Raw genomic sequence first — 22,950 nt, 5'->3', positions numbered from 1 at the left:
CCCGTTGAGTCACCGAATAGACACGTCGATTGGTCCCCCATGTGCAATAATTGGATTGTCTCATTCTGTCTGTATTCAATTCAAGTAACGCAAGACTTCCTTGTTTGTGTCAAATCGCCAATTAATATAGACGGGTGGGGGGTACTCTTTTTTTGAGGCTACACCATGTCTGTCTACTCTCGAATCACACTCGACAGATACCCCCGAGCGCTTCGTTCGAGTGCGTCAACGTAATCTCCATAGGAGTCGACAGAGGGGTTAGTGTTTAGAGCGACCGACCGAAGTGAATACTCGCTGTCGACCACGGACTCCTCGCCGTCATGTTCATAACCGCCGTGATACACGAGCGCCCCATCGGTCTCTAGTGCGAATATGTATGACGTGAGCTGGTAGACATCACTAGCTGACACGCCAGGTTTCCACTTCGCGTCAAGGACGGCGACTGCCTGTTCGTCGGGGCCTCTGACAATGACATCCGGGCGCATCGATCTCGCGTGCGGGCCCTCGACGACGGTCGGAATCGAGCCCTGTCCCTCAACGTCAAGTTCGCCCAGTTCCGACGCCGCCGCACGGCATGCTCGTTCGACGATGCGCTCGTAGACATTGTTCATATCGACAAAAAGCGCCAGCGCACGATTTTCGCCGGCTGTGATATCCTCAAAGAACTCTCTAGAGAGGACCGTCCTTGTCAGGTCCAGTAGCATCTCGTAGTGCTCGTTCAACCGCGAAAGTTCGATCCGGTTGACTGCCTCCAGCGACACTGGACGGACGGAGGTGAACTGGCGAAGGCGTTGCTCCTCATGTCGCAAACGCCCCGCTAGAGTCGGATCACGGACCAGCCGCACGAGAGCGCGAGTGGCCGAGAGAACCGCTCGATTCAGTATGGTATCGGTCGTGAACTCGTCGTACTCGACAGCGAAGTCAGTCGGTTGCGGTCCTGGCCGCTGGAGCTGTCTCTGTACGTCGATTTGACCCCGGACGTGGTCCTCGACCGCCTGGGTTCGGACGTAGTCGCGATGGAGTCCCTGGTCGAGTACCGTCGTGAGCTCGTTCCAGAACAGGACACCGATGGCATCAAAAAAGGATGAGTCCGTCGAGAACTTGGTTTTGTACCCCATCGAGTCGACTGGCGTGTCGAAGGCATACTGCAGCGTCCAGAGCAGACTCGTTACCGACGCTTTCGGTGTCACCTCGACCTGAGTCCCGCTCGGGAGCGTTAGCACGCCCACGTTGGACCCGGTGTGAATACGAACACGACCGTCGCTTGTGTAGGTCACCTCGAACGGAGCTGAGCCGTCGGCAGTCACCCGATCGAGGAACTCTGCGTCCTCCGAACTAATCTCGAAGGGATCGGTCGAGTCGTGTTCTTGTAGTTCGATCGGGTCGCTCGGCGGGACCGTGCCATCCGAGGCTTCGGAGTCGACTGCCGGGCCGAGTTGCCCGAACTGTGTGAGGTCAGCCATCGTGGAGTTCGCGAGCCTGCCGGAGGAACGTCCGGACACCGTCGACGAGTTTCCCCATCTCTTCCTCGGAGAGGTCGGCTATCTGGAGTGTCGGGTCGTCAAAGTCGCCCTCCTCCTCGACAGCTTCTAATTGCTGTTCAAATTCGTACCTCTCGACATCCTCGAACCGTAGTGCAGCCTCGGTGACAAATTCGAGCGTCAGGTCGTTCTTCTCTCTCGATGTGACCCGGCCCCATTCGAATTGGATCGTACCGCTGTCGTCGATCTGTAACGGTCCAACATCGGGATCGACTGCTTCGGATTTCAACTGTACCATGGTCCGCACATCTCCGGGTTCAGTATCTAAGAATAAAACTTCGGGCTCTTCACCCAGTTCCAGCAACCGTTCCACACGCCGGTACGCGTCCGGTCCGAGAGTCCGGTTAACTCGAAGGCGGAACGTATCAATATTCTCGTCGACAGCCGCGTCGGGTTTACTTCCTTCGCCACCCGAGTCAACCCGTCTCCACAGCTGTATTCAGAGGGAGAGGATCATCGATGCCAGCCAGGTCACACAGCGCCTCGTACAGGTCGTTCGCCCCGAAAGACCGAATTCGCTCCTCATCCCACCCGATTAGTCGCTCACCCGTCTCGTTGAGTAAGTCGTCTCGGAGTCGCTCGAACTGCCCGAAGTAGTACTCCTCGAGTTGAGGAAGGATGTCGTACCGCCACGCGTCGACGATTTCCGTCATCGAGGCGTGTCCGAGCAAGTAGGTGTGACCGAGTTGCTTGCCCTTCCCGAGTTCCGGGGCCTGGAGAATCCGGTCGTTCAACTCACGAACCGCGAGGACGCTGGCACCGAGGAGCTGTTCGCCTGCCGAGGTTCCATCGATAGGCTCCGTGATAGCAGCTGTCGGGTCGGGAGCACTCATTTCGTCGTCTTCACTCCACACGACGTCGAGGTCAGGCGGAAAGTCGACGAATCGGAACCGGCGCCGAAGCGCCGTGTCGACTAATGCGATCGACTGGTCGGCCGTGTTCATCGTTCCGACGAGGTAGAGGTTCGGCGGGAGAGTCACCGTCTCTCCGGAGTGAGCCAGATCGACCTCGAAGTCACCGCGCTTGTCCGCCTCGAGGAGCGTGATGAGTTCGCCGAAGATCTGAGCGAGATTCCCTCGGTTAATCTCATCGACGATGAGGACGTATCGTGGCGGGTCCTGTCCCTCAGGTGTGTCTCTGAAGGCTCTCATTGCCGATTCACGAATTCGTTTCAGCACACCGTCCTCAATCTCGTATGCCACTTGGTCGTCGGCATCCGTCTTCGCGCTCAACCCCTCAACGAAATCCTCGTAGGTGAACGAGGGGTGGAAGGTGACCCTCTCGATTCGGTCATCAGGCAGATTACCGTCCACCTGCTGTCCGAGCCACCATTTTGCGAATTGATCGGCAGTATAGGTCTTTCCCGTCCCCGGCGGTCCATAGAATACGACCTGATTCTTCTTTTTTAATTGGCGGACTATTTCGTTCCCTCTGTCGGGTTTCTTCGGGAGGGAAGATTCGAGACACAACCTTCTCAAAAAAATGCTCTGAGAGTTCGGTGAGTACAGACTCATCTTTCAGTTCGTCTACAGTACTCGAATCCGAGTGCAAAACCTCTGCTGCCTCGTTCCAATCGATTCCATCTACTGATTCGTGCCACCTGACTGTGATTCCCTTGATCAAACTTTCGTTACTGGCGAATAAGAATTCGGTCTCTTCTTGCTCCATTACGGGATCGTCGTCCGATACGGCTTCATAGTGTGGACCGGCGGCGACATACGCTCGTCCGACGATTTGCTCCACTGACGAATTATGCACGAGAATCTTGTCCCCCGCAGTCGCCCGTTCAAACACCTGTTTTTCTTCGCCGGGGACCGGATAGAATTGCTCAGCGGCATCTTGGTCCCAGTTCGAACCTGTCGATTCCAGCCACTCGCCGTCGACCCGATGCCAGTCTGCACTGTGGACGTCAAGCCAGAAATGCCGCGAGCAAACACCCCCCATTTCGATTCGTAGATACGCATCGCTCCCAATTTGAGTGATCGGAGTATCGAAGGTGGTCGTATCTCCGAGCTCGCCACGGGCTGCATTGAGACTCACGGGGTGCATCTCCTCGTACTTGACCATCGAGGCGATGTATTCAGTCTCTTCCCCCCTCCCGTCTTTCTCGATACTGTCAATACGAGCCATCGCATAGAAGTGGTCGTCCTCGAGGAAGATGACCCACGCTCGGTCTGTATCCGGTAGTTCTTTCGCCCCCGTCGTATCCAGCGTGAAGTGATACTGCTCTATGGGGTCGTCTCCGCCCCGTCGGTCGTCAGTCTGTAGTACGAAAAATCGAACCGATGTCGTAGCATACTCCACACTCTTCATTTCGACGTTCTCGAGCGCTGGCAGCACCTCCTCGCGATGGTTCGACGCGAGTTTCCACCGGAGTTCCTTGAGATGGTAGTACCCTACTAAAAAGCTCGCATGGAAATTCTTCGAGAGTTCAGCATCTTCGTTTCCCTCCTGGTTCCAATCTCTGGTATCTATCGAATCGGTGAATTCCCTCGTGAAGACCCAGTCGACATATCTGATGTGCTCACCGGTGAATGAGCTATCTGAGAGTATGATCGCCTCATCCGTCTCTCCGACGTAGTCGATCTTCTCGGGGGATACCACCCCAATACCCAGCAACTTGTGGTATCCATCGTGAGCAATGACTATGTCTCCGGGAGACATATCGAATAAGAACCTCCTAGCCATACCCTCCGAGTCCCCCCAGTTTCCTACCCAGTCACCCATAACGGCGATGCCCTCTTTCTTCCATACTTTCCACAGACTCTGAAAATTAGACGAACTGTATTTGATTTGCCAGACATCCCGATTAATATCTCCACGCCTCGCCTCGGTCCAGACCGATTCGCTAGCCCAGTGAAAAAAGTAATCCAGATCCCGCAAGTGCGGGCGGAAATCGAATTCCGCGTGAATCGTCAGGTACCGCTTGCGCACCTCCAGATAGTCATCGAGATCCGTACTCACGGACTCCCCAAAGACGAGTTCCATTCCGTTGGCCGACCGTCCGTTGACCACGGGGAAAACTTTCGGTGCCAGATAGTGGAGAATCGGGGACATGCGGCCGGATTGGACACGATAGAAGTCGATATCCCCCATCTCCCGAACCGCCGCAATCATCGATTCGGGGTCCTCACTCCGAACGATTCGTCGGAAACAGTCGTGTAGTGTTCGTTCGGCGGAATCCTCCTTGTCGTCGCTCCCAACCCGGATTCGCAACTTTTCAACCGAGGCTCCAACACTCCCAATCGAGTCGTCGATCTCTGCGGTGATGCGCTCGATATCGACCGGTGGAAGGTCTAGGTCACGTACTCGGTTCCGTCTCTCCTCTGGTGATTCGCCAGCGGATGGGTGCTGACATAACCGAAACAGCGTCTTGAGTTCCGCGTCACCAATTCGGTCGTAGTGATCGACCAAGCTCTCGACCACGTCGCGAACTACCTTGGAGGTCTGCTTGGCAGACGCCTCAAGTTCCTCCCAGCGATGCTCTTCTCGCTCCCTATATCGATCGACTAGAAACCGCACCCGATAGTGCGATTCGCCCTCGGATTCGACCATTAGACTGAATGTGAAACTGTCGGAATATGAAAGTTCGCGTGGTCCGTCGGACGTTTCGGTTCATCATAAGAGAAATAGGATTCTCGGTCCAACCACAGCCATCCACGCCGTCGGCGGAACTCCCGACAGATGTTATCAAAATAAAACAGTACGGTCATAAACTACATTGCATTCAGGTGACGCGACGCGTCACCCTTGCCTGCTACGCTTTCACAGCGCCAGCTCTACCCGACCAACAATCTGCTTCCAAAGAGCGGTCTTGTATGTGACTGGCAACTCACGCTCATCGAGAGTCGCAGCAATCTCGGGCGCCGTGAGACTTCCCTGTGCTTCGGCTTCATCAAGCAGTGTCTGTATATTCCCACGCCCGTATGCAGCAACACCACCGCACATCCGCAGATAGTATCGTGCCGCTCGGTATAGTGCCTTCGAGCGGGCATGCTCGTCGGTGGCTTCACACAGATTCTCCCACAGTCGATCACGGTTTTCGGTTGTTTTGATTCTCATTTTTGCACAATCCTTCCGATTTGGGGTGCTTCCACGGATAGTTAATATCGATTCTCAGGGGTGAGTAATAAACGGATGTGTGATTCCGCAGTGATCACAATACATAATTCACGAAGGACGGGGAAAATTGCACATCGAACTGGATTCTCAGTGTGCAAAAACAGGGATTGGAAAATCTCTGTGTGTAATCGCCCACTCACATCAAGACCACCACTCCAGCGGACTACGCACCGGCACCACCAGTCTGCCCCGACAGTTCCTGAGCCCGAGTGACTGTGTCCATCTTGAGTTGATCTGTCTCATACTCTGGGTCATCTGCACTTCCTAATGCATCTGCTGCTGCTGAGAGAAACTCCGTCCAAGTCAGATCATGGGCTTCTTTCACTGAGCCGGCATCCTCAATACGTTCATTATTCAGTGTGATACACAGTTCTGTCACTATGATTAGTTAGTCAGTAAGGAGATCCAAGTAAAACACTAACACTGTCACGTGTTCCACGTCGCCGGTCGGCAAAGAATAACTCCGAAGTCAGTAATGTCAAGAACCAGCGGACTGTCTGATACCTGACTTCGGAGTATAGTATTCTTTGATTATAGATTAAAAACAGTTCCGTGCAGCGATGAGAACGGTCATCACTGCTTCAACCCAATAAATAAGTAAAATTGCCCGAAGATTCAACTCACCGGCGGCAATCCCGATCAATGGGAGCAGGTTCACAATCAGAACACCCAACCCGCCGAACACAATCGTTGAGACTGAAAGAAACCGATTGCGCATACAGATATAATTATTATCTCAGTTGACTCAAATACATTTAATTCCCCAGCTAACTCTCAAGGAGTGAAACATAAATTAAAGATACTTTCGCCCAGTCTAGCTTCCACCTGTGCGATATCTATAGTCTTCGCCCAGCCCAGGCGATGCGCTGATCAGCAGGTCAAGAACACAGCTGAACGTGTAGAATCGTATAATGACCGTGTAAAATTAAACGTATAGTGAACGTATTCAAACGTTCAAACTGCAGCTATCGACATAATTAGAGTGATATTTCCCTTCTTTGAGTCAATTTTAAACGTTTCTCAACGTTGGTTCAACGTTGAATCTTTCAACGGTTTTCAACGGTCAAATCTCACTCATCGACATAAATAGAGGTCTATTTGTCATCCTTTGTGTTTCCTCATAACCTCATATCGAATCTATAGAATCATGAGGGATTGAGCAAATAGACTGATCAATTCTCTACATATTAATTTAATAGGTTAGAATCAGGGATTCCCGAGGCATGATGAAAGACCTAATTTTGGCTAGGACTATGCCCTGTGCAATTCCAGGGAATAGATTGTAGCCTCACAACTAATCTGTATAATCTGGGCGGCTACAGTATACCGATTAGAAATCAATCCGTGAAAACGCATCATTGATGACGGTATCAGTAGGTTCGTTCAGGTATGGTTCAATCGCATCGAATGAATTCCATCCCCCGACCGCCATCAACACACGCGGGTTAATCCGTTCATTCACTAGCATTCGCTGGGCGTAATGGCGACGTAGATCATGCGATGATACGGCTTTCCAATCATCATTATCATATTCTTCAGCCGCCGTTTCGGTTAGTCGTTTTACGACTTCCCGAACACTACGGGGCTGGATATCGATGAAGGGTTCATCATTCGCGATCTGGTTATCCCGCTGATACTGATATAATAACATTTCCAGATCGGCTGGAAGATACGCATCGCGGGGCTTCCCATCGCCGCCAGCTGTATCTTTTCCTTTGGGAACATGGATTCGGTAGTGTTCGCCATCAGCGGTTCGGCTGATACCGCTGGGTTTCACCTGGGGAATCTCGAATGATCGAAGCCCGACTTTAGCCCCTAGATCGATGATGATCTTATCGCGATCTGATATAGCGAATCGGCTTTCGCTTTCTCACATTTCTGTTGAGATACCCTCTGGACTGTATTTCCACGGCGGGGAGGATGCGCGGCTCAAGCGCCAGATTAGTGCCGCTCTCAACTCGGGGAAGCATATCATCCTCACTGGTCCCCCAGGGACCGGCAAGAGCGTTCTTGCAAAGCATCTCGCTAAGATCGCGCAGTCATTGGACGAAGTGGATGGATACACGTTCACCACGGCTACAGCTGAGTGGACGACATTCGATACGATCGGTGGGTACGTCCCTGCGACAGAATCAGACCGATTAGAATTCGATCCGCGTCTCTTTCTCCAGTGCTTCCGCACCGATGCTGGCGCCGTCAAGAATCAGTGGCTCATCATCGACGAATTGAATCGCGCGAACATTGACAAGGCGCTCGGACCGCTTTTTTCGGTTCTGTCCGAAGACTCTGTCACACTCCCATACGAACGTGACGAGCAGATTCGGATCGATTGGGTAGATGAGGAGACACCTGAGAGTGTTCGAGCGGAAATCATGAATTCAGCCGATAGGTATCCTGTCACTCCCGCGTGGCGGATCATCGGAACGATGAACACGTTCGATAAAACCTCACTTTATGAGCTCTCTTTTGCGTTTATGCGGCGATTCAGCTTCATTCACGTGGGGGCACCTGATCTATTAAATTCACCAGAGGTAGTTGATCACTCGCTGCTTGACCCGACGGCCGGTCCAAATTATGCGACGGTATGGATGGACGCCTTCGATGAGTTGGACAACACGATTCGAGAGTACCACAGGCCGATGGCAGTTGTCTGGGCAATCATCAACAAATACCGCTCAATCGGGCCGTCGATCGTGTTGGATATGTTCCACCACATCGCAGCCTACGAAGGTGGCGAACGGACGTCACAGATGACATCGTCACTCATTAGCCTAGTCTTCCCGCAACTCGAAGGGATGCGAGAACGGGACCAGAAGACGCTGATCAACGATCTTGAAACCGACTTCGAGATCACGACTGCAGACGGGGGGACAGAACCGGTCAACGTCGATTACCTCCGGAGTAAAGCTGAAGATATGTTCGACATCGACTTCACCGAGTGAGTTCGGATGAGCAAGACACCGCCGGCTGAACTACGGGACATTGTCACCTCCGAGCTTATCACCTACCTACAGGCAGGGGCACCCAACCCTAACCTAATCGCGGGAGCATTTGATTACTCAGCGGTAGAGATCGAGAATTTCCAGAGTCTCAAACGACTCCATTTTGTAATGTATGCTGATGTCGTCGAGTATATCGAACGGCTGCCGGAGCGTCTCCGTCGGATCAAGACAGAACAGCGGCGGATGACGACCCAGTCTCGTGGAGAAGTTCGAGGACAAATTAACTGGAGTAAGACCCTCCAACAGCGAGCCAAATCGGGATACGCTGATCGAACGCTATTTATGACGGACAACCCGGAAATCGAGATCAATATCCCTGAAAATCGAGTTTTCAAGAAGTTACTCGCGGTGATTAGCGAACCGTTGCGACAAGAGATACAGGGTCTTGATCAGGCGTGGCGCGAGATTTGGGATGATGGCGACATTATCCGCTTACGCCGGATGTTGACCCAGAATGTCCATCTTGACGCTCTTCCCTCCGCAGCCAAGATTTCGCTTACTGACCGCGAGCTGACGGTCGCACGACGTGCTCGACAGCCACTGTACTATGACGCTGCCCGGCTGTACCAACTCTATCGTGATCTGATGAACGATCGATTCGATCTCGAGAGTGTTCAAGAGCTTCTCGAGTCCACTATTATCGCTCCGCTGGAGGATCACAAGATGTTCGAGTTATTCTGCCTGTTTGCGATCGGACACTCGGTCCAGCGGAGTATCCAGGATAATCTGACGCTCACGCGAGTACAATCGGGAACCGATGCGATTGCATCATTGGAGAGTCCTGATCGACGACTTCGGATCTACTATGATACGGGCGGACCATTGTCGTTCTACAGCGACTATCCAAGACCCGCAGACCTACCGGACCCAACCGGCGCGGATGAGTTCTATCAAAAACTCTACCGGCAATCACAGGCACTGGAAACACATTCAGAACTCGTTGACCAGTTCCTCTCGCGAGGAAGCCAACATAGCTTCTACAGTGGACGACCTGATTTTCTCGTGTTGGACTGGAATACCCAGCCAGAGGAATCGCTTCGTGAGGTGATTATTGGCGAAATAAAGTATACTAGGTCACCGAGTACGTTTTCCACAGGTCTCAGAGAGCTGATTGAATACATTCAGTTTGCAGAATCCGCGGGAGAATTCCTGTTCGGTGAAACACTGGACGAGGAGTCAGTACGAGGCATCCTGTGTACTGATGGCGTCCAAGGCGACGTCAATGAGGCAGGTAATATTCAACACGTTTCAACCGACAGGATGCAAGCGGAATTTGAGAAGTCCCGGAGCAACCCTCAGGACACCCGATAGCCGGTCTGGATGAGTTCGATCCCTGAGGAGGGACGATGATATGTGTGCATTCTGCAGCAATTGCGGTGGTACCTCACTACTGCAGCACTAATATTGATCCTGCGGTGCCTGTTGGCACGCCAGCCAGTGAGCACCCAGAAGTTCCGTTTCCACTTGTTGGAGCTGAAACTTCTGTACGTACTCCGTCAGTGGCGCATACGAGACGAATAGTTCCTCCTCATAGGCTCGCCGATGGCTCTCCAACCGGTTGCTCAGATGGACCGTTTCGCCAAGATACCGCAATGGCGACGCTGTCTCCGGCTCCCAGAGTCGATACACGCCCCCGTAATTGGGTATTTCGCCGACGGTTGATTCAAGCTCGAGTGGCTCCGACCACGACAACCCCATCCAGTCGTCTGCAATAACCGCTTCCGGATTCTCCCACGGGAGTGGATTAATCCCCTCGCGATAATTCCGTTCGGCCTCGTCACTCTGCCCACCACGAGCGCCGCCACTCCGCTGTGTCGATTTCTCATACCCTGGTGGCATCCGACCAAAATTACCGACAAGGTTCGTTTCCGTCTCGCGCCGATGGACAGCGATGAGTGCATCCTCGATCGCCTTCCGCTGGTAGTCGTTCTCCGCAGCCGGCGGTGTTGCCACGGAGACTTCGAAACCGAGCCCGTACTCATTCGCGATCGCCCACAAGCTCGGCGAGGCTGTATGTGGATCACTGTAGGGCATCTCCTCGTCGAAGGCACCACGAATAAGCGCCCGAATCCGACCGCGAACGCTTCGACCGCTCTCCCCAATGTAGATGAGCCCGTCGTAGACATCGTGGCGGACGCGGTAGAGACCCGGACCGGTCGATGGCTTCGTCAGGTCATCACTCTCGGGGTGGAGTCGGTACCACGGGGACCACTCGATGCCGAGCCAATCGTCGTCTTCGATTCCGGCTTCGTTTGGCATCATGGGGACACGTTCGTCTGATGAGCTTATCACTTGTTCGCTGTGGCGGGGAAACAGATCTCTGAGGATTGGCTCTCACTGTATCGCCGATATCCCACCTGTAAAAAACTGTGTATGGTTACTGATCTGCGCGCCATCCAGTCTCGTCTGATACAGGTATGGCTGTGAAAAGTTGGCTCCAGTTAGATCAGCATTCTCTAGTGTCGCTCGTTAAATTCGCTCGGACAAACACCGTGCTCTCACAATCGCTTCTCGCTAGCCTAACCTCTGTCAACTCCGCGTCATCGAACTCTGCGCCCTCTAAATCCGCCTCTTTCAGGTCGGCTTCGCGCAACTTCGTCTCATGAAACTCAGTGTTTGTTGAGCATACCTCAGAGGGGTTGGCATTGAGCAGGTCAGCCTCTTTGAGTTGGCACCAAACAGACTAGCCTCCGAGAAGTCGGTCTCATCCAGGCTAGCCCCTGGGAGGTCAGTATCTCTCAACAGGGAAATCGATGAAAGGTCTAGATGGTCTGCAAACTGACCCGGTAGAATAGCGCCATCTAACGACCCACCGACCCAGTCATTATTTTTCAGCAGTTGACCCTTGCATTCAGTTTTACCGGGGTCAGCATGGAATACATATCGGTCACTGTCACATAAAGAGTTCCAAATACAACTAAGCTGCTGGGCAATATTTCCTCGATAATCAATTACAATACTCGTAGAATCCTGGGAATGTGTATCCACAGTAGTCTTCTGGCACTTCGCTGTCGAACTCTCCGGGCGATTCACTCAGAATTTGGTATAGGACGGGAGCCGCACAATAGTTGCTATTCATAACACCACGCTGATAATTTCTCCCTTTTGAGAGACTGTCGTCAATGTTTATGAGAATGTGGTATAATGAATAGAGAATTACATCTACACAGATAACCCCAAGAATCTGTGTCAGTGCAGCACTGAGGCGATTGTTTCAGCTGTGCTTATTGCGAAACATAAATAATGAAATAGACGAAGGACGGTCCAAACGTGACACTGAACCGACTGAACTCAGCTCTCACGGCAGGACTGGTACTCACAGTTCTGATCATTGCGAGCATTTCAGGTTTCAGTTCGGGTGGAACCGTGACTGCCCAGCAGAACAATACGACAGCAACACCACCTCCATCAGCCGATCTGCAAGGATCTCACTCACCAGCTACAGTGCCGACAGCTGTAGAACCAACAGGAACATCAACTCCATTTAGAGATATTCAAGAATATCAACCCACACTGCCTGCCACGGCGACTCTCACAACTCGATACCCAACGGAAACGGAAACGGAAACGGAAACACAAACACAAACAAACACAAACACCGACGGCAACCGCAACAGCTACACTCACGCCTACAGTGACAGCTACCGATTCCCCTGGATTCGGTATTTCAACACCGTTCATAGCCGGATTAGCCATTCTGCTGACTGCTTACCGGGTCTCGACATGATCAGTTCAGTTCAGGCTGATCGGTGACAGCCACAGGATTGGCGACAACCCACTGTCTGTGCACAGATATGTATAACCTGTATAGACACGGACATCGACACCATTCGGTTCTATGGTTGTTCTAAACCGTGTTCGGACCGTGTGAAACGGTTACTGAACGGCTGAAAATACACAGTCGTCACACGGTTCACACGATCACCGCATATCTATATTCACGAGAGAATAGCAGGAACGGAAGCGTCGGTCCGCCCCTGCATACAGGGGGATTGCTCCTCGGGATCATCGGCGCTGTTGCCGTCCGCCTCGTCCTCGCCACCGGCAGCGCGTTGTGGGTGGGCGAGCGCGAGCAGCTCGTCAGACACCGACACGACCTCCACAGCATGAGAGTCTAGTCCTGCGACCCGTACCGCAGCGACTCGCTTGTGACCGTTCAAGATCGTTCCGTCCTCCCGAACCACGGTCTAATCTCGAAGGTGTTCGCATGAAATAACTATTGAAGTTTTAGCTTAACAGGGTCGTCGATTTGGGACGTAAAATCGTCTGTGTCTCTGCTTGCGACAGACACCTGAAAGTCGGTTGGCACAGACACATCTTTCTCTCCCAGTTCAGAGTAAACCGCTTCTTCAATTATCTGTATTTCAATTTCTCTCTCCTGACCTGAACCAATTGTCTGTGATGACATGTTCTGGCGATTTTTTTGCAGCTTAACAGGCGCCATTAGTTCAATGTCCTCAATTTCGACAGTGACCTCAACGCTTGGTACAGTAAATTGTCTTCTAAACATCCTGCTCTCATTTCTGATTCTAATCTTTCCAATTTCACCGTTGTCTGAAATTGTCTCTCTAGGGCTGACTCTGTATTCTATCTTTGGTTCTCTCCAATCAATAATCGAAGATACCAGTATACCAAACGCCTGTGTAACTATTATTACTCTAAGAAACTGAAGTCCAATATCTTCAAAAGCTCCTCTTGTAAACAATGAACCAAATCCTATGAAAATTACAGAAGACACAGCAAATATGATGAACCGTCCCATCTTCTGAAAATTATACCATTTTATCAAATAGAAGGATGAGGTGGCGTAGCCTCCTCCTCCAATTACTAGCAGAGTTGCGGAAAGACCAGAGTTTTCTGCTGATATTCCAAGGAGAAACATCGCCAGGCAGAACGAGTACATGATGAGCAGTTTAACACTCACTGATAGGGATAGTAGTACGTCTTTTGCGAAGTATAGAATAGCTAAAATTCCGAACAGAGTTCCGAATCCGTACAAGACAAGACTAGGTTCGATCATCTCAATTATTAATACCTCCATCCAGCAGTAGTTCCTGTTATCTCTTCACTGGATGTGCTTCTTTTTATGATAGGCGGCATCTCCTTTGGGCTCGTAGAAGTATCGAGAGACTGCATCCTCAGTAATAATAGCGTCGCCGCCTTCATCGAGGTAGTTTTCATGACTGATGGATGCATCACTCGCTATCGAACTCTTAAGGGCTCTATCTCTCCCGAGCGGGTTGAGCCGCTCGTTTTTGCATGTCTCTCAGTTGTCCGTGCAAGATATGTGCCCTGTATTCAGCACGCCGTTTGTCTCAGATGAGAGGGATCTCAACAGAGCTTCCAGAACGGATTCCGTGTAATAGTGTCGTGTCGTGTCACCTGCCGCCCATTCACCTCGCTTGAATCGTCTTCGTCTTGCACCAAGCTATGCCAATCGAGGAACTGTTAAGCCGAGCTTGGGATTCGGTCTGTATAAACTCAATCGGTAATGCAATTGTCTCTGGAATAGGGGGAGCGTGGTCGACACGGGAGAAGGGGGTGTCTTGTCTCTGAGCCGGGGCAACTGAAGCCATTAGGTACGAGATTCCGACTCTCTGAGACTAGACTCGACTGTGCAAACTCCACAGTGACAATCATCTCATCGGGAGTAGAGGGTATTATCATCTGCTGTCACTCGAAGCCGTCAAACCGATTCCAGGCGAGATTAAGAAGCATACCAACGGTTAATATGACGAAGAATATTGGTAAATCACTAGCATGTCCGCTTAGAAATGCGATCACTCCAACAATTACGAGTGGAATTACCGAGATACCTGTAAGATCGCCCACTTTGGGATGTGCGTCGAGTGTCAGTGTAAGACCACCGAGCATGACTCCACCGAGAAAGGTGATTTGAAAAGGACTGCTTCCGGTCATGATATCACGAGTGATGAGTAGTATACATCCGATTGTCACAACCCCGAAGAATAGCACAAAAGCATAATCCCATCTGCTAAGCTCATCTACACTCGGGGAGCCCATATCAGCGATACGTGATGATATCTAAAAATAGACACTGTTTGAGTCTGGTTAGTTGTTGTTTATCATGAACGGGACCGGTTTGCCGGGAGTCAGAAGGTGGATTCTTGCTAATCTGCCGATATATGATGATGTATAGAAATATTTAGTGATCTTCTACTGTCGAGAACTGGAGAGTTTTGGCTGCTATTGCCAGATTTGTGATCTGGAGCAATTGAACTGGAGTGATCGACCGTATTCTCTAGGGGTAAAACCCGAACATGCCATGGAAAAGATTTGGCTAAGGACTGCCTGCAATATTTGGATGACAGCTGCTGTGGATGTGGATCAGGAGCTGGGAACATTGGAGAAGATACGTGCAAGATATACACACTAACAGACAATTACCCGCGAATATGAACAACCCTCAAGTCGGCACAAAAGGCTCTGATGACCTCTTGGGATAGAAGAGGGGATTGATCATGAATGTGAAGCAGACATAACAGAGCGGGTTTCATGCCCAATTGTGGTGTATTCCGAAGCAAAAACAAAACGGGTCGAACGAAAGCAAAATTGAATTGATGAGCTGGAAGCACAGCTGACTGAACGCTTTCAACTTGAAGAGAAAATCGAGAATCTGCCGGACAGGATTATGATGAACGCTCATATCAAGATCGTCGGCAGAAGAAGCCTCATCAAGGACCGGTTACTCAGAGGTTGGTACGGAAACTGACCGGTGTGCCGGTTGATCGGAACGAGTAGTCACCTGATGAGTAATTGGTTCATCGGACGATAACAACAACAGTCACATTTGATGAGTGTATTGTCACGAATTACCCAATGTATCACCAAAGAGTGAGAAAAGCAGTTGATGAAATTAATACTGAGCTCACGCGAGAAGAACTGAGAAATCGCACGAATGGACCGCGAACAATTGTTGACGATATAATTGATGAGATGCACTAGGAAGTCAAAGCAGCGCTTGATGAGTTGGAGTTGGAGTTAGATGATGAATATACGCGGAAAGAATTGACAGACGAGACAACTCGCCACGACCGATTGTTGATGACGTCTTTACTGAGCTGCATCGGAGGGGCGAGGTATATCAGCCGACGAGAGGTATCTGGTGCAAGCACTACGAGTGAATTGAACTCTCGGGGATCGAATTGGATATGAGCTCTCGACGGACTGGATCAATGAGACTGGAATTCGGATCATTGAGTTCGACAAATTACGGGTATGATGAGGATGATCAATCTTCTCTGTTTTTTCTTGTAACAATGCCTCCCCATGACGCGACAGAAGATTTGATCCAATCGAGAACATCGGTATCAGGATCGTTACAGGACAAGCGGAGAGATACCTCCCTTTCTCGCCGATTTCAGACTCAGAAGATGAGAAGTACCGTTATACGTCTTCTAATAGCAGTTCTATTCACCGTTGCAGCGGGAACACCAACTACGAGCCAGCTAACCTTATTACTCCATATGCACTGTCCGTTGCAACGGTAAGAAAACACATTGAGTGGTTTCTGAGTAATCTCATACGAGACAGTCGGAGACAATCATATGATCTCATCAGGTTATGACTGATCAATCAATGATGCCTGATAGTTATTGCACTGTGACCACCGACAAATCCGATTTAATATTGCATCAATTTGAGGTAAGACTCATCATATATGAATATCTGCGTTAAGATATGCGTCTCAAGAAAGCATGAGGAATTCTAGCAGTAGGTAAAAATAATATTGTTGTGAGATAAGACTATATTAGTGCATTGTGTAGTATATTGCATTAGAGATTCGATAATATGTGAATTAAACGTCGAAAATAATAAACGCATACACAATATCTCAATCGTATGGATAATGACATGAAGCGATCAGTAGTTGTTTTAGGAGCGACTCTTGGACTCCTAGGATTATTGATGCTATTATTCTCAGGAGGAGTTCCAATGGCAACAGAACAGTTGACAGACGAACTCGGCGACAATTCGACGGTTATTGCGAACCATGTTACAGGATATGAAGATACATCAGCGACAATAACATATACAGCTGAGGTAGATGGCTCGGTTGTTGTGCTTGAGAAACGTGTCTTTGATGATGTTACTAACGAATTAGAGACACAAATTGCGGGAGAATCAGGAAGAGTTAGGCAACGAGTATATCAAACGAGTGAGATTACGTATTTCGGAGAGATCAATGAGAATAGTACGTACGATATTCAGGAGTATGATAATCAATATGCACTAGCAACCGTTGTATATGCACCAACGCTTGAATATTATATCGCCAATGGGGATTATATCCAAACTGGAGAATCTAATACGTACACGTTTTCTCAGGCATCTGAGGGTACTCCACTTGAATCAGAGATTGACAATGGAAACGTCACAAATTATGAATCAACAATTACAGTTGATGACGAGCAACGAATCACACAATTTGCCGTTGAATTTGAACAGTCAGAAGATGATGTCGCTCAAGACGTAGTGCTTTCACTGGACATTTCAGGAATTGGTGAAAGTTCCATTCCTGAGCAAACGTGGATTGAACAATAACTCAATATATTTAACCGAGGTGTATCGTCATATATAATTTCTTTTGATTATGTCGTCACAGAACAGTCGTTCGAGCATTCACTCATATATCACCGCAGCAGTTCAGGACAACGGAAAATTACAGTCATATTGAGACTATCCATTGTCACGATATCCCCCGTTTCAGCAGTATGAAAAACACCCGGATCCTCACATTATAATTATGCCGGAATTCACAATTCCTTCTATTGATATTCTGTGCATAGATATTTTATATCACATTACCTAGTACTATTCAGCATATTGAGCAGTCTTATAGGACGTTTCAATAAGAAGATTGTGGCTTGTTTTGTGAAACGATTATATAATAATTTTAATACCTGTGAGGATCGAGATTTGGTATGAGAAAATAAAGAATTTGAAATTTCAAGATGCGGGAAAACACACATAATATTATTGAATAGTATATTTTGAACAGAAAATTTAATTTGCATAATTAACAGTATGAAGAAAACAATAATTAGCCCTCTGACGCCTTCATGATATCAAATATTGTGAATATAGTACAGTATTTTAAATACATTTCAAAAGATTTATATAGACAACAATTTCATTCACACGTAACTAGATGAGCCAGACAGTATGACAGTTACACAGGAAAGTTCCAACATAGCTAAATATCAGTGTCCTATTTGCGAATTTGAGGCGACTAAAGAGGGTATTGTCAGAGCACATATGAGCCATTCTACAGACTCAGATCATCAATTAGAGTATATTTACATGCCTGAAACTAAGGTAAATGGATTGTCTGATTCTGGAGAGATTATTGAGAGAATTGGTGGTCGTTCACAGTTACAACGTCTTGACGAAATTGATGTATCGAATCTTTCGTCAGTCACGTCTGATCAAGATGAATTTATTGTTCAAACGGCGGTAAAAAACCCTCATAAGTCATTTTCAGAAATCAAAGAACAGGTTAATGAGGAAATCGCAACAGGAACGTACGGATATTCTTCTTCAAAACTCGATTACAATACGGTATATAGTATAATCGTTGAAGCGTTGGATATTCAGCGAAAATCACATGAACGTGACTCTAGTAAAGATAAATCTAAAATGTTTGAAGACCTGACAGAGAAACAACAGTCAGTTATTGAAGTATACGCTGAAGATCCAGATCAAGATAACAAGTCGATTGCAGAAAAAGCGGGCGTTAGTAATACGTACCCTCAACAAGTGCTAGATGATTACGGTCACATAGCACAATCATACAAGAGGAAACTCATGTCACAACAATACGATATCCCAGAAGATAGAGAGTATAGTAACTTAACAGAGCTTCAATTCGAAGTCTTAGACACAATTGCACGGGATCCAACAAAAAGCAATGAGGAAGTCGCAGAGCAAGTAGACTGTGACTCACGATATCCGAAGAAAGTAAGAGAACAATATCAAGACGCAATTCATAATCGTCGAGTTGATATTGGACTTGAGGAACCGGACGATGAGACTGGTGACAACGTAGAGTCAGAACCAGAACCAGAAGTAGAGAGGAATACTCAAGACGATGACACAGAGGTGATTAATGCAGAATATGCACGATATGAAGTGCCAAGTTCAGTCGCAGAAGAATATAATGATCTCACGCCGAAACAAGAGGCTGTAGTTAATGAGTTAGCTGCAGAGCAAGATCCAGAATCACCTGACCGAACTCATGATGTATTATCAGAACACGCTGGAACACATGAAACATATGTGTATATGGTGAAGGACGAGTATATAGATTTGATAAAAGATATTCAATCTGGAACAAAGGTAGAAACAATAAAAGACACACCAAGTCCTAAGCCGTCATACGCTGAACCTGAAGGAGATGAAATCTCTGATGAAACGTTCCCAGAACGACTTGCTGAAGCTGTAAAGGCTAATGACGTGAAGGCAATTCAAGTTCGAGATATTCGATCTAACATTACAAAAGTAGATTCTGCATCTGTCATTGAACAGGCGATAGAACAAGATGATCGAAAAACAGCGCTAAGTTCGTATCAAGACCGTCTTGAAAGAATTAGTACAGAAGAATCCACACAAGAAGAAACTACAGAAGTAAGCACTCAAGAGACTGCTACTGAACAGGAGACTCAGGAGACTGTACAGGCGAACACACAGGAGACGACTACTGAGCAAAAAACTTCAGAGGCAAGTGCTCAAGATACTACTGAACAAGAGTCTATTCAAGCAAGCACACAAGACACCGTTACTGGACAGGAAGCTACACAAACAGACTCTAGGACATCTACTGAATCAACTGTAGCAGATGAATCATCTCCATCTAGTCAGTCTCAAGAAAAACTTGAGAGCGTGTATAATCAGATACAAATGATGTATAAGACAACAGAAGCTGAGATTGAGAACGGCAATACCAATGCTTCAGTTGTCGCTAAAAACGCTGTAGCTAAAACGATTAAAGAAGATCTTGAAGAGATTGTCGAGAACTAATAGAGAGTAGAGCATAATATTTTACGATCACTTACGTACTATTAGAAGAGTATTAGTGAACTACCCCAACCCACTCAGTTGTCAAAGATAGCTTCCTTGAGGAAGGAGTCTTGCCCTCAGATTTAGATAAAAATATAGTAGGTTCTGGTTGTGTTTCTAATTGGTCGAATGATTGCCGACGGAATTCATCGGCTCCATACGCTGGATGACTACTTGGATTAGAAATTATTGCAACGTCTTGCTTTGCATATACGAATTTAGTACTTTTTTGAGTCATTACATTGTTTATATGCCAGAACGATTATGATTTATTATTCAATCATTTATACATGGTTAATGACAAGTATATGGAATGATCATATGGATCTCCAGCTAAGTATCTTCAACTAAATTTCAACGGTTGTTGGATGCCGTGAATATTCTATTGCAATATTGTCGATAGGCGCAGCAATTGCATTCGATATTTCTGAATTTTTTATCGGTGGTTTATTCCAGGAATGGTATTGTTGCTTGCAGTGGGGATTAACACAGCATATAAATCGTATGTACTCGACTCAATAAGCGCATGAACTTTACAAAAATCTCATCCAAATACTTTATCATAGTTGTATTGATTTGTGTAGTGAGTATTGGAGTTGGTCTAACTATCTCTAATACTGGAATTGAATTTGCCTTTATACCAATAACATCACTGTTCACAACAGAGTATTCTGAAAATCAGGGAATGACTAAACTAGAGTCCGTGCCAGATGCTATTGAACCAGTCTCAATTAATGAAACGAATTTATTTCCTAATCGAAATAGCTTGGCTGAGGATCATAATCGATTGGTCACTCAATATGGTGTATTTTCAGCAGATAACGTGGTAACAAGTCAACAAGTGTTTGAATTATCTGGGACTACATATGATACAGATTCACGGCGTTATGGAGTCATTGAATCAGCAAATATTCGAACGTCAGTTCATTCTATCAGTTTAGCTGAGGGTATGACAGTAACAACGCAAAATGGGTTGTATGAAATACGAGATCCACAGACTGGACTCAGGAAGTCTGGTAGTGTGGAGAGTCAGTCCCCACTTATTTCCCGAGAGTTTTTATTCAATCTATCTTCTGAAGCACAGATTACAAATATTCGGTCGACAGAAACAAACAAAGATGCATTATTAATATCCTCAAACTCAGCTGACACAGTCACCGAAAGCTACATTCTAAGACAAGCCACTATTACAAATCCTGAAGACGTCTTTACTGACAACATTCCTGTGACTCTTGGAGGGATAGTTGTGACGAGGATTTCAATTGTTGAGTCTGTACAGATCTCCACCATTCGAGATCCTCTGGGGGGATTGCATGCAGTTTCTTTTTCCAATACTCGCCTAGTCGAGGGATCAGTAACCCGTAATCAAGTAACATATGTATTCGAATGATCTTCAGTTCGATTCTGCAGTACTTATTATCTATAATATTATAGCGTAATCTGTTATGGTAAATCTAGATGAGCTAATCCGGATCGGATGAGTATTGGGAAGTGGAAGATGAAAGTTGATCATAATAGTATTCGTCATAGTAAGCATCACGAACTTCAGACACCTTCGAAAAAAGCCGAGTTAGATTATGATGTCTATATTGATGACAACGCGAAACTCTTGGGGATCACACTAGAATTCTATCAAGTGCTGGGTATGTTGTCGTATCTGTAAACCTATAGCATAATTGGATAATACAGAATAAGCATCAAAACAATAATTTCTCAGCGTAACGAGTTCAACGCATGTTACGGAACATATTATAAAATATAGGAGCTTAGTTAGATGGATCCAATCCAGTGACAAGATTCACAAAAGATTCTATTGTTACTTTTCTTTTCATCGCTGAGTTGTCCTGGATATCCTCCCCAGATGGGTTTTAACATCATTTCTCCACAGTTTTGACACGGCTCCTCAAGTAATTCTAGTGCTGTGGTAATAATACCTACAGTGTTCGCCAGTCCAATATTGCACTTTCGATGAAGTATGATTGGATCTGTGTCTGCGAGATCTTTGTACGAACTAAACCCCTCTTGTCGTAGAATGCGCTCAGTGCCTGGTCCGACGCCTGGAAGTGCTGTTAGATCGTCTGAATATTTATTTGTGTGAGTAGATAGTACACTCATTTATAGACATTATTGTTTTAGTGTTAGTCTGTATATAACGCTTCTCACGATATTTTCGACATAAGGTGATACAGATGCGCTAATATTTATTAGATCATGAGGCATGAACACAGCCATATCTTCGAAGTCAGGTGATAATGGACTGATGTCTAACGCAGGGTTGGTTCAGTATTTTTATCAAGAACCCAGAAATACGTTACTTGTCGATCCCCGAACAATATTCACAATTGGCATTATTTCCGTTGTACTTTTTGATGATCTAAACGCATTATTCTAAAAACTGGAAAGAGTATAAATATAAAGACATAATCATAATCAGTATGAGTTCAGACCCAGAACCGGCTGAATCAACTCTTCCAGATACTATTTCAGATTATATTGATCTTGAAGTGTACACCGTAACTGGTCGATACGTCGGTTGTGTTGAGGATACAAAGCTCGACTTTGGAAATGGCTTGATCGATGGTCTCGCAATAACACATGTTAATCGAGATCTTCAGCCAGTTATTGATCAAGAACCAGCAGCAAAAGGGCTAACCCTCCCGTACAGATGGATTATGTCTGTAAGCGATGTTATTATTGTAAGCGATATTTTCAATCTTATTTCTAATAACCCAATAGAGACAGATTCAGAGTCGAATACCAAACCCAAGATTTCAAATTAACGAAGAGGCGTATAATAGATCCGGCTTTGAATCCATCGCCCTAACTAATCACCTGATAGCTATATTGAAAAAATTAGTTAAGACTCAGGAAGTCGATACGTTTCCTTCACCACGAAAGTTGGTACATACTGATAGAGGTCTATTTTGAATAATGACAGGAGAATATCTGTTCTTCTACTACCGATGAAAAGTCTCTAACATAGTTGATGGTGACACAATCGATCAAGGGTTTCAAACGGTCAAGAATGTTCGAGTGAGGCTATTGGGGATGCTCTCCTACGTCACGGAATTGAAATTTGTGGCGCATCGGGTCGTGACAGACCGATCAATCAAGAGTTGGTCGTGACGATGTATGAGGACGGATCAAAATACAATATATTGCTGAAAATGCAAATTGCAGTGTCTCAAGTATATGCAACATCCTCG

21 protein-coding genes and 2 pseudogenes are annotated in these 22,950 nt (G+C 47.3%); 7 read left to right on the top strand and 16 right to left on the bottom strand.

The genetic code is table 11. From position 1 onward, the window contains the following. Nucleotides 1–173: 173 nt before the first annotated feature. The 8 genes from J07HQW2_RS01285 to J07HQW2_RS01255 form a co-directional block, all read right to left on the bottom strand. The gene (locus tag J07HQW2_RS01285) at nt 174–1,463 is read right to left on the bottom strand and encodes an McrC family protein (protein WP_021053382.1); all 1,290 of its coding nucleotides are present in this window, start codon (nt 1,461–1,463) and stop codon (nt 174–176) included. Next, nucleotides 1,456–1,779 carry a hypothetical protein gene (locus tag J07HQW2_RS01280; protein WP_303703864.1) on the bottom strand — a complete coding sequence of 108 codons (324 nt, stop codon included), beginning with the start codon at nt 1,777–1,779 and terminating at the stop codon, nt 1,456–1,458. Before J07HQW2_RS01280 ends, J07HQW2_RS01285 begins: the two co-directional genes overlap by 8 nt. Before the next feature lie 178 nt (nt 1,780–1,957). After that, entirely contained in the window at nt 1,958–2,962 is a 1,005-nt protein-coding gene (locus tag J07HQW2_RS01275) for an McrB family protein (protein ID WP_303704294.1), read from the bottom strand. Further along, nucleotides 2,844–5,096, bottom strand: a complete 2,253-nt coding sequence (locus J07HQW2_RS17010) for a hypothetical protein (protein WP_021053379.1) — start codon at nt 5,094–5,096, stop codon at nt 2,844–2,846. Before J07HQW2_RS17010 ends, J07HQW2_RS01275 begins: the two co-directional genes overlap by 119 nt. A 210-nt stretch (nt 5,097–5,306) precedes the next feature. Beyond that, nucleotides 5,307–5,603 (bottom strand): hypothetical protein, encoded by a 297-nt coding sequence (locus tag J07HQW2_RS01270; protein ID WP_021053378.1) that lies wholly within the window; start codon nt 5,601–5,603, stop codon nt 5,307–5,309. A gap of 223 nt (nt 5,604–5,826) precedes the next feature. Then, nucleotides 5,827–6,042, bottom strand: coding sequence for a hypothetical protein (locus J07HQW2_RS01265; RefSeq protein WP_021053377.1), 216 nt, complete (start codon nt 6,040–6,042; stop codon nt 5,827–5,829). A gap of 159 nt (nt 6,043–6,201) precedes the next feature. Further along, nucleotides 6,202–6,381: a DUF6498-containing protein gene (locus J07HQW2_RS01260; protein ID WP_021053376.1), complete on the bottom strand. Its 180-nt coding sequence runs from the start codon at nt 6,379–6,381 to the stop codon at nt 6,202–6,204. Nucleotides 6,382–6,993: 612 nt separating this feature from the next. Further along, on the bottom strand, nt 6,994–7,440 hold the full coding sequence (locus tag J07HQW2_RS01255; RefSeq protein WP_021053375.1) for a site-specific integrase: 447 nt from the start codon (nt 7,438–7,440) through the stop codon (nt 6,994–6,996). Between the two features lie 46 nt (nt 7,441–7,486). Between J07HQW2_RS01255 and J07HQW2_RS01250 the strand changes: the two genes are divergently transcribed. Together J07HQW2_RS01250 and J07HQW2_RS01245 are read left to right on the top strand one after the other, a co-directional pair. Then, nucleotides 7,487–8,605 (top strand): AAA family ATPase, encoded by a 1,119-nt coding sequence (locus J07HQW2_RS01250; protein WP_021053374.1) that lies wholly within the window; start codon nt 7,487–7,489, stop codon nt 8,603–8,605. Nucleotides 8,606–8,611: 6 nt separating this feature from the next. Then, entirely contained in the window at nt 8,612–9,976 is a 1,365-nt protein-coding gene (locus J07HQW2_RS01245) for a hypothetical protein (RefSeq protein WP_021053373.1), read from the top strand. An 87-nt stretch (nt 9,977–10,063) separates the two neighbouring features. Here J07HQW2_RS01245 and J07HQW2_RS01240 read toward each other — a convergent pair whose 3' ends face one another. The 4 genes and pseudogenes from J07HQW2_RS01240 to J07HQW2_RS19745 all read right to left on the bottom strand — a co-directional run bounded on the left by J07HQW2_RS01240 (nt 10,064) and on the right by J07HQW2_RS19745 (nt 11,653). Continuing rightward, on the bottom strand, nt 10,064–10,927 hold the full coding sequence (locus J07HQW2_RS01240) for a GIY-YIG nuclease family protein (protein ID WP_303703863.1): 864 nt from the start codon (nt 10,925–10,927) through the stop codon (nt 10,064–10,066). A 72-nt stretch (nt 10,928–10,999) separates the two neighbouring features. Beyond that, nucleotides 11,000–11,122: pseudogene (locus tag J07HQW2_RS19755) on the bottom strand (hypothetical protein); the annotation flags it as partial. Then, nucleotides 11,112–11,321, bottom strand: a pseudogene (locus tag J07HQW2_RS19750) (pentapeptide repeat-containing protein); the annotation flags it as partial. The pseudogenes J07HQW2_RS19750 and J07HQW2_RS19755, both read right to left, overlap by 11 nt. Further along, nucleotides 11,240–11,653, bottom strand: a complete 414-nt coding sequence (locus J07HQW2_RS19745; RefSeq protein WP_394324601.1) for a pentapeptide repeat-containing protein — start codon at nt 11,651–11,653, stop codon at nt 11,240–11,242. The gene J07HQW2_RS19745 and the pseudogene J07HQW2_RS19750, both read right to left, overlap by 82 nt. 378 nt (nt 11,654–12,031) lie before the next feature. Here J07HQW2_RS19745 and J07HQW2_RS01235 point away from each other — a divergent pair, with 378 nt between their 5' ends. Further along, a complete protein-coding gene (locus J07HQW2_RS01235) occupies nt 12,032–12,418 on the top strand; it encodes a hypothetical protein (RefSeq protein ID WP_303703862.1) in 387 nt (128 codons plus the stop codon). Nucleotides 12,419–12,603: 185 nt separating this feature from the next. Here the strand turns inward: J07HQW2_RS01235 and J07HQW2_RS01230 are convergent, their stop codons facing one another. The 3 genes from J07HQW2_RS01230 to J07HQW2_RS01220 form a co-directional block, all read right to left on the bottom strand. Beyond that, nucleotides 12,604–12,849, bottom strand: coding sequence for a ParB/RepB/Spo0J family partition protein (locus tag J07HQW2_RS01230; RefSeq protein WP_021053370.1), 246 nt, complete (start codon nt 12,847–12,849; stop codon nt 12,604–12,606). 32 nt (nt 12,850–12,881) lie between these two features. Further along, entirely contained in the window at nt 12,882–13,706 is an 825-nt protein-coding gene (locus J07HQW2_RS01225; protein WP_021053369.1) for a hypothetical protein, read from the bottom strand. Nucleotides 13,707–14,338: 632 nt separating this feature from the next. Then, on the bottom strand, nt 14,339–14,689 hold the full coding sequence (locus tag J07HQW2_RS01220; RefSeq protein ID WP_021053368.1) for a hypothetical protein: 351 nt from the start codon (nt 14,687–14,689) through the stop codon (nt 14,339–14,341). A gap of 1,839 nt (nt 14,690–16,528) precedes the next feature. On the opposite strand from J07HQW2_RS01220, the gene J07HQW2_RS01210 reads away from it, so the two are divergent. From J07HQW2_RS01210 to J07HQW2_RS01200, 3 genes are all read left to right on the top strand, one after another. Next, entirely contained in the window at nt 16,529–17,230 is a 702-nt protein-coding gene (locus J07HQW2_RS01210; RefSeq protein ID WP_021053367.1) for a hypothetical protein, read from the top strand. A 759-nt stretch (nt 17,231–17,989) separates the two neighbouring features. Further along, entirely contained in the window at nt 17,990–19,705 is a 1,716-nt protein-coding gene (locus J07HQW2_RS01205) for a hypothetical protein (protein WP_048075059.1), read from the top strand. 622 nt (nt 19,706–20,327) lie between these two features. Continuing rightward, nucleotides 20,328–21,134 carry a hypothetical protein gene (locus J07HQW2_RS01200; RefSeq protein ID WP_048075058.1) on the top strand — a complete coding sequence of 269 codons (807 nt, stop codon included), beginning with the start codon at nt 20,328–20,330 and terminating at the stop codon, nt 21,132–21,134. Nucleotides 21,135–21,514: 380 nt separating this feature from the next. Here J07HQW2_RS01200 and J07HQW2_RS01190 read toward each other — a convergent pair whose 3' ends face one another. Further along, nucleotides 21,515–21,859, bottom strand: coding sequence for a hypothetical protein (locus J07HQW2_RS01190; protein WP_021053362.1), 345 nt, complete (start codon nt 21,857–21,859; stop codon nt 21,515–21,517). 320 nt (nt 21,860–22,179) lie between these two features. Here J07HQW2_RS01190 and J07HQW2_RS01185 point away from each other — a divergent pair, with 320 nt between their 5' ends. Continuing rightward, nucleotides 22,180–22,524 carry a PRC-barrel domain-containing protein gene (locus J07HQW2_RS01185; protein ID WP_021053360.1) on the top strand — a complete coding sequence of 115 codons (345 nt, stop codon included), beginning with the start codon at nt 22,180–22,182 and terminating at the stop codon, nt 22,522–22,524. Nucleotides 22,525–22,950: the final 426 nt, after the last annotated feature.

The sequence above is a fragment of the Haloquadratum walsbyi J07HQW2 genome, assembly GCF_000415985.1.
Classification (GTDB): Archaea; Halobacteriota; Halobacteria; order Halobacteriales; family Haloferacaceae; genus Haloquadratum; species Haloquadratum walsbyi_B.
This window is presented reverse-complemented; position numbering and strand designations above follow the sequence as displayed.

Excerpts from the sequence above, each read along its gene's own strand:
- J07HQW2_RS01285 (WP_021053382.1), bottom strand. The coding sequence starts at position 1,463 with ATGGCTGACCTCACACAGTTCGGGCAACTCGGCCCGGCAGTCGACTCC.
- J07HQW2_RS01280 (WP_303703864.1), bottom strand. The coding sequence starts at position 1,779 with ATGGTACAGTTGAAATCCGAAGCAGTCGATCCCGATGTTGGACCGTTA.
- J07HQW2_RS17010 (WP_021053379.1), bottom strand. The coding sequence starts at position 5,096 with ATGGTCGAATCCGAGGGCGAATCGCACTATCGGGTGCGGTTTCTAGTC.
- J07HQW2_RS01270 (WP_021053378.1), bottom strand. The coding sequence starts at position 5,603 with ATGAGAATCAAAACAACCGAAAACCGTGATCGACTGTGGGAGAATCTG.
- J07HQW2_RS01260 (WP_021053376.1), bottom strand. The coding sequence starts at position 6,381 with ATGCGCAATCGGTTTCTTTCAGTCTCAACGATTGTGTTCGGCGGGTTG.
- J07HQW2_RS01250 (WP_021053374.1), top strand. The coding sequence starts at position 7,487 with ATGATGATCTTATCGCGATCTGATATAGCGAATCGGCTTTCGCTTTCT.
- J07HQW2_RS01245 (WP_021053373.1), top strand. The coding sequence starts at position 8,612 with ATGAGCAAGACACCGCCGGCTGAACTACGGGACATTGTCACCTCCGAG.
- J07HQW2_RS01240 (WP_303703863.1), bottom strand. The coding sequence starts at position 10,927 with ATGATGCCAAACGAAGCCGGAATCGAAGACGACGATTGGCTCGGCATC.
- J07HQW2_RS01225 (WP_021053369.1), bottom strand. The coding sequence starts at position 13,706 with ATGGAGGTATTAATAATTGAGATGATCGAACCTAGTCTTGTCTTGTAC.
- J07HQW2_RS01220 (WP_021053368.1), bottom strand. The coding sequence starts at position 14,689 with ATGGGCTCCCCGAGTGTAGATGAGCTTAGCAGATGGGATTATGCTTTT.
- J07HQW2_RS01210 (WP_021053367.1), top strand. The coding sequence starts at position 16,529 with ATGGATAATGACATGAAGCGATCAGTAGTTGTTTTAGGAGCGACTCTT.
- J07HQW2_RS01205 (WP_048075059.1), top strand. The coding sequence starts at position 17,990 with ATGCCTGAAACTAAGGTAAATGGATTGTCTGATTCTGGAGAGATTATT.
- J07HQW2_RS01190 (WP_021053362.1), bottom strand. The coding sequence starts at position 21,859 with ATGAGTGTACTATCTACTCACACAAATAAATATTCAGACGATCTAACA.
- J07HQW2_RS01185 (WP_021053360.1), top strand. The coding sequence starts at position 22,180 with ATGAGTTCAGACCCAGAACCGGCTGAATCAACTCTTCCAGATACTATT.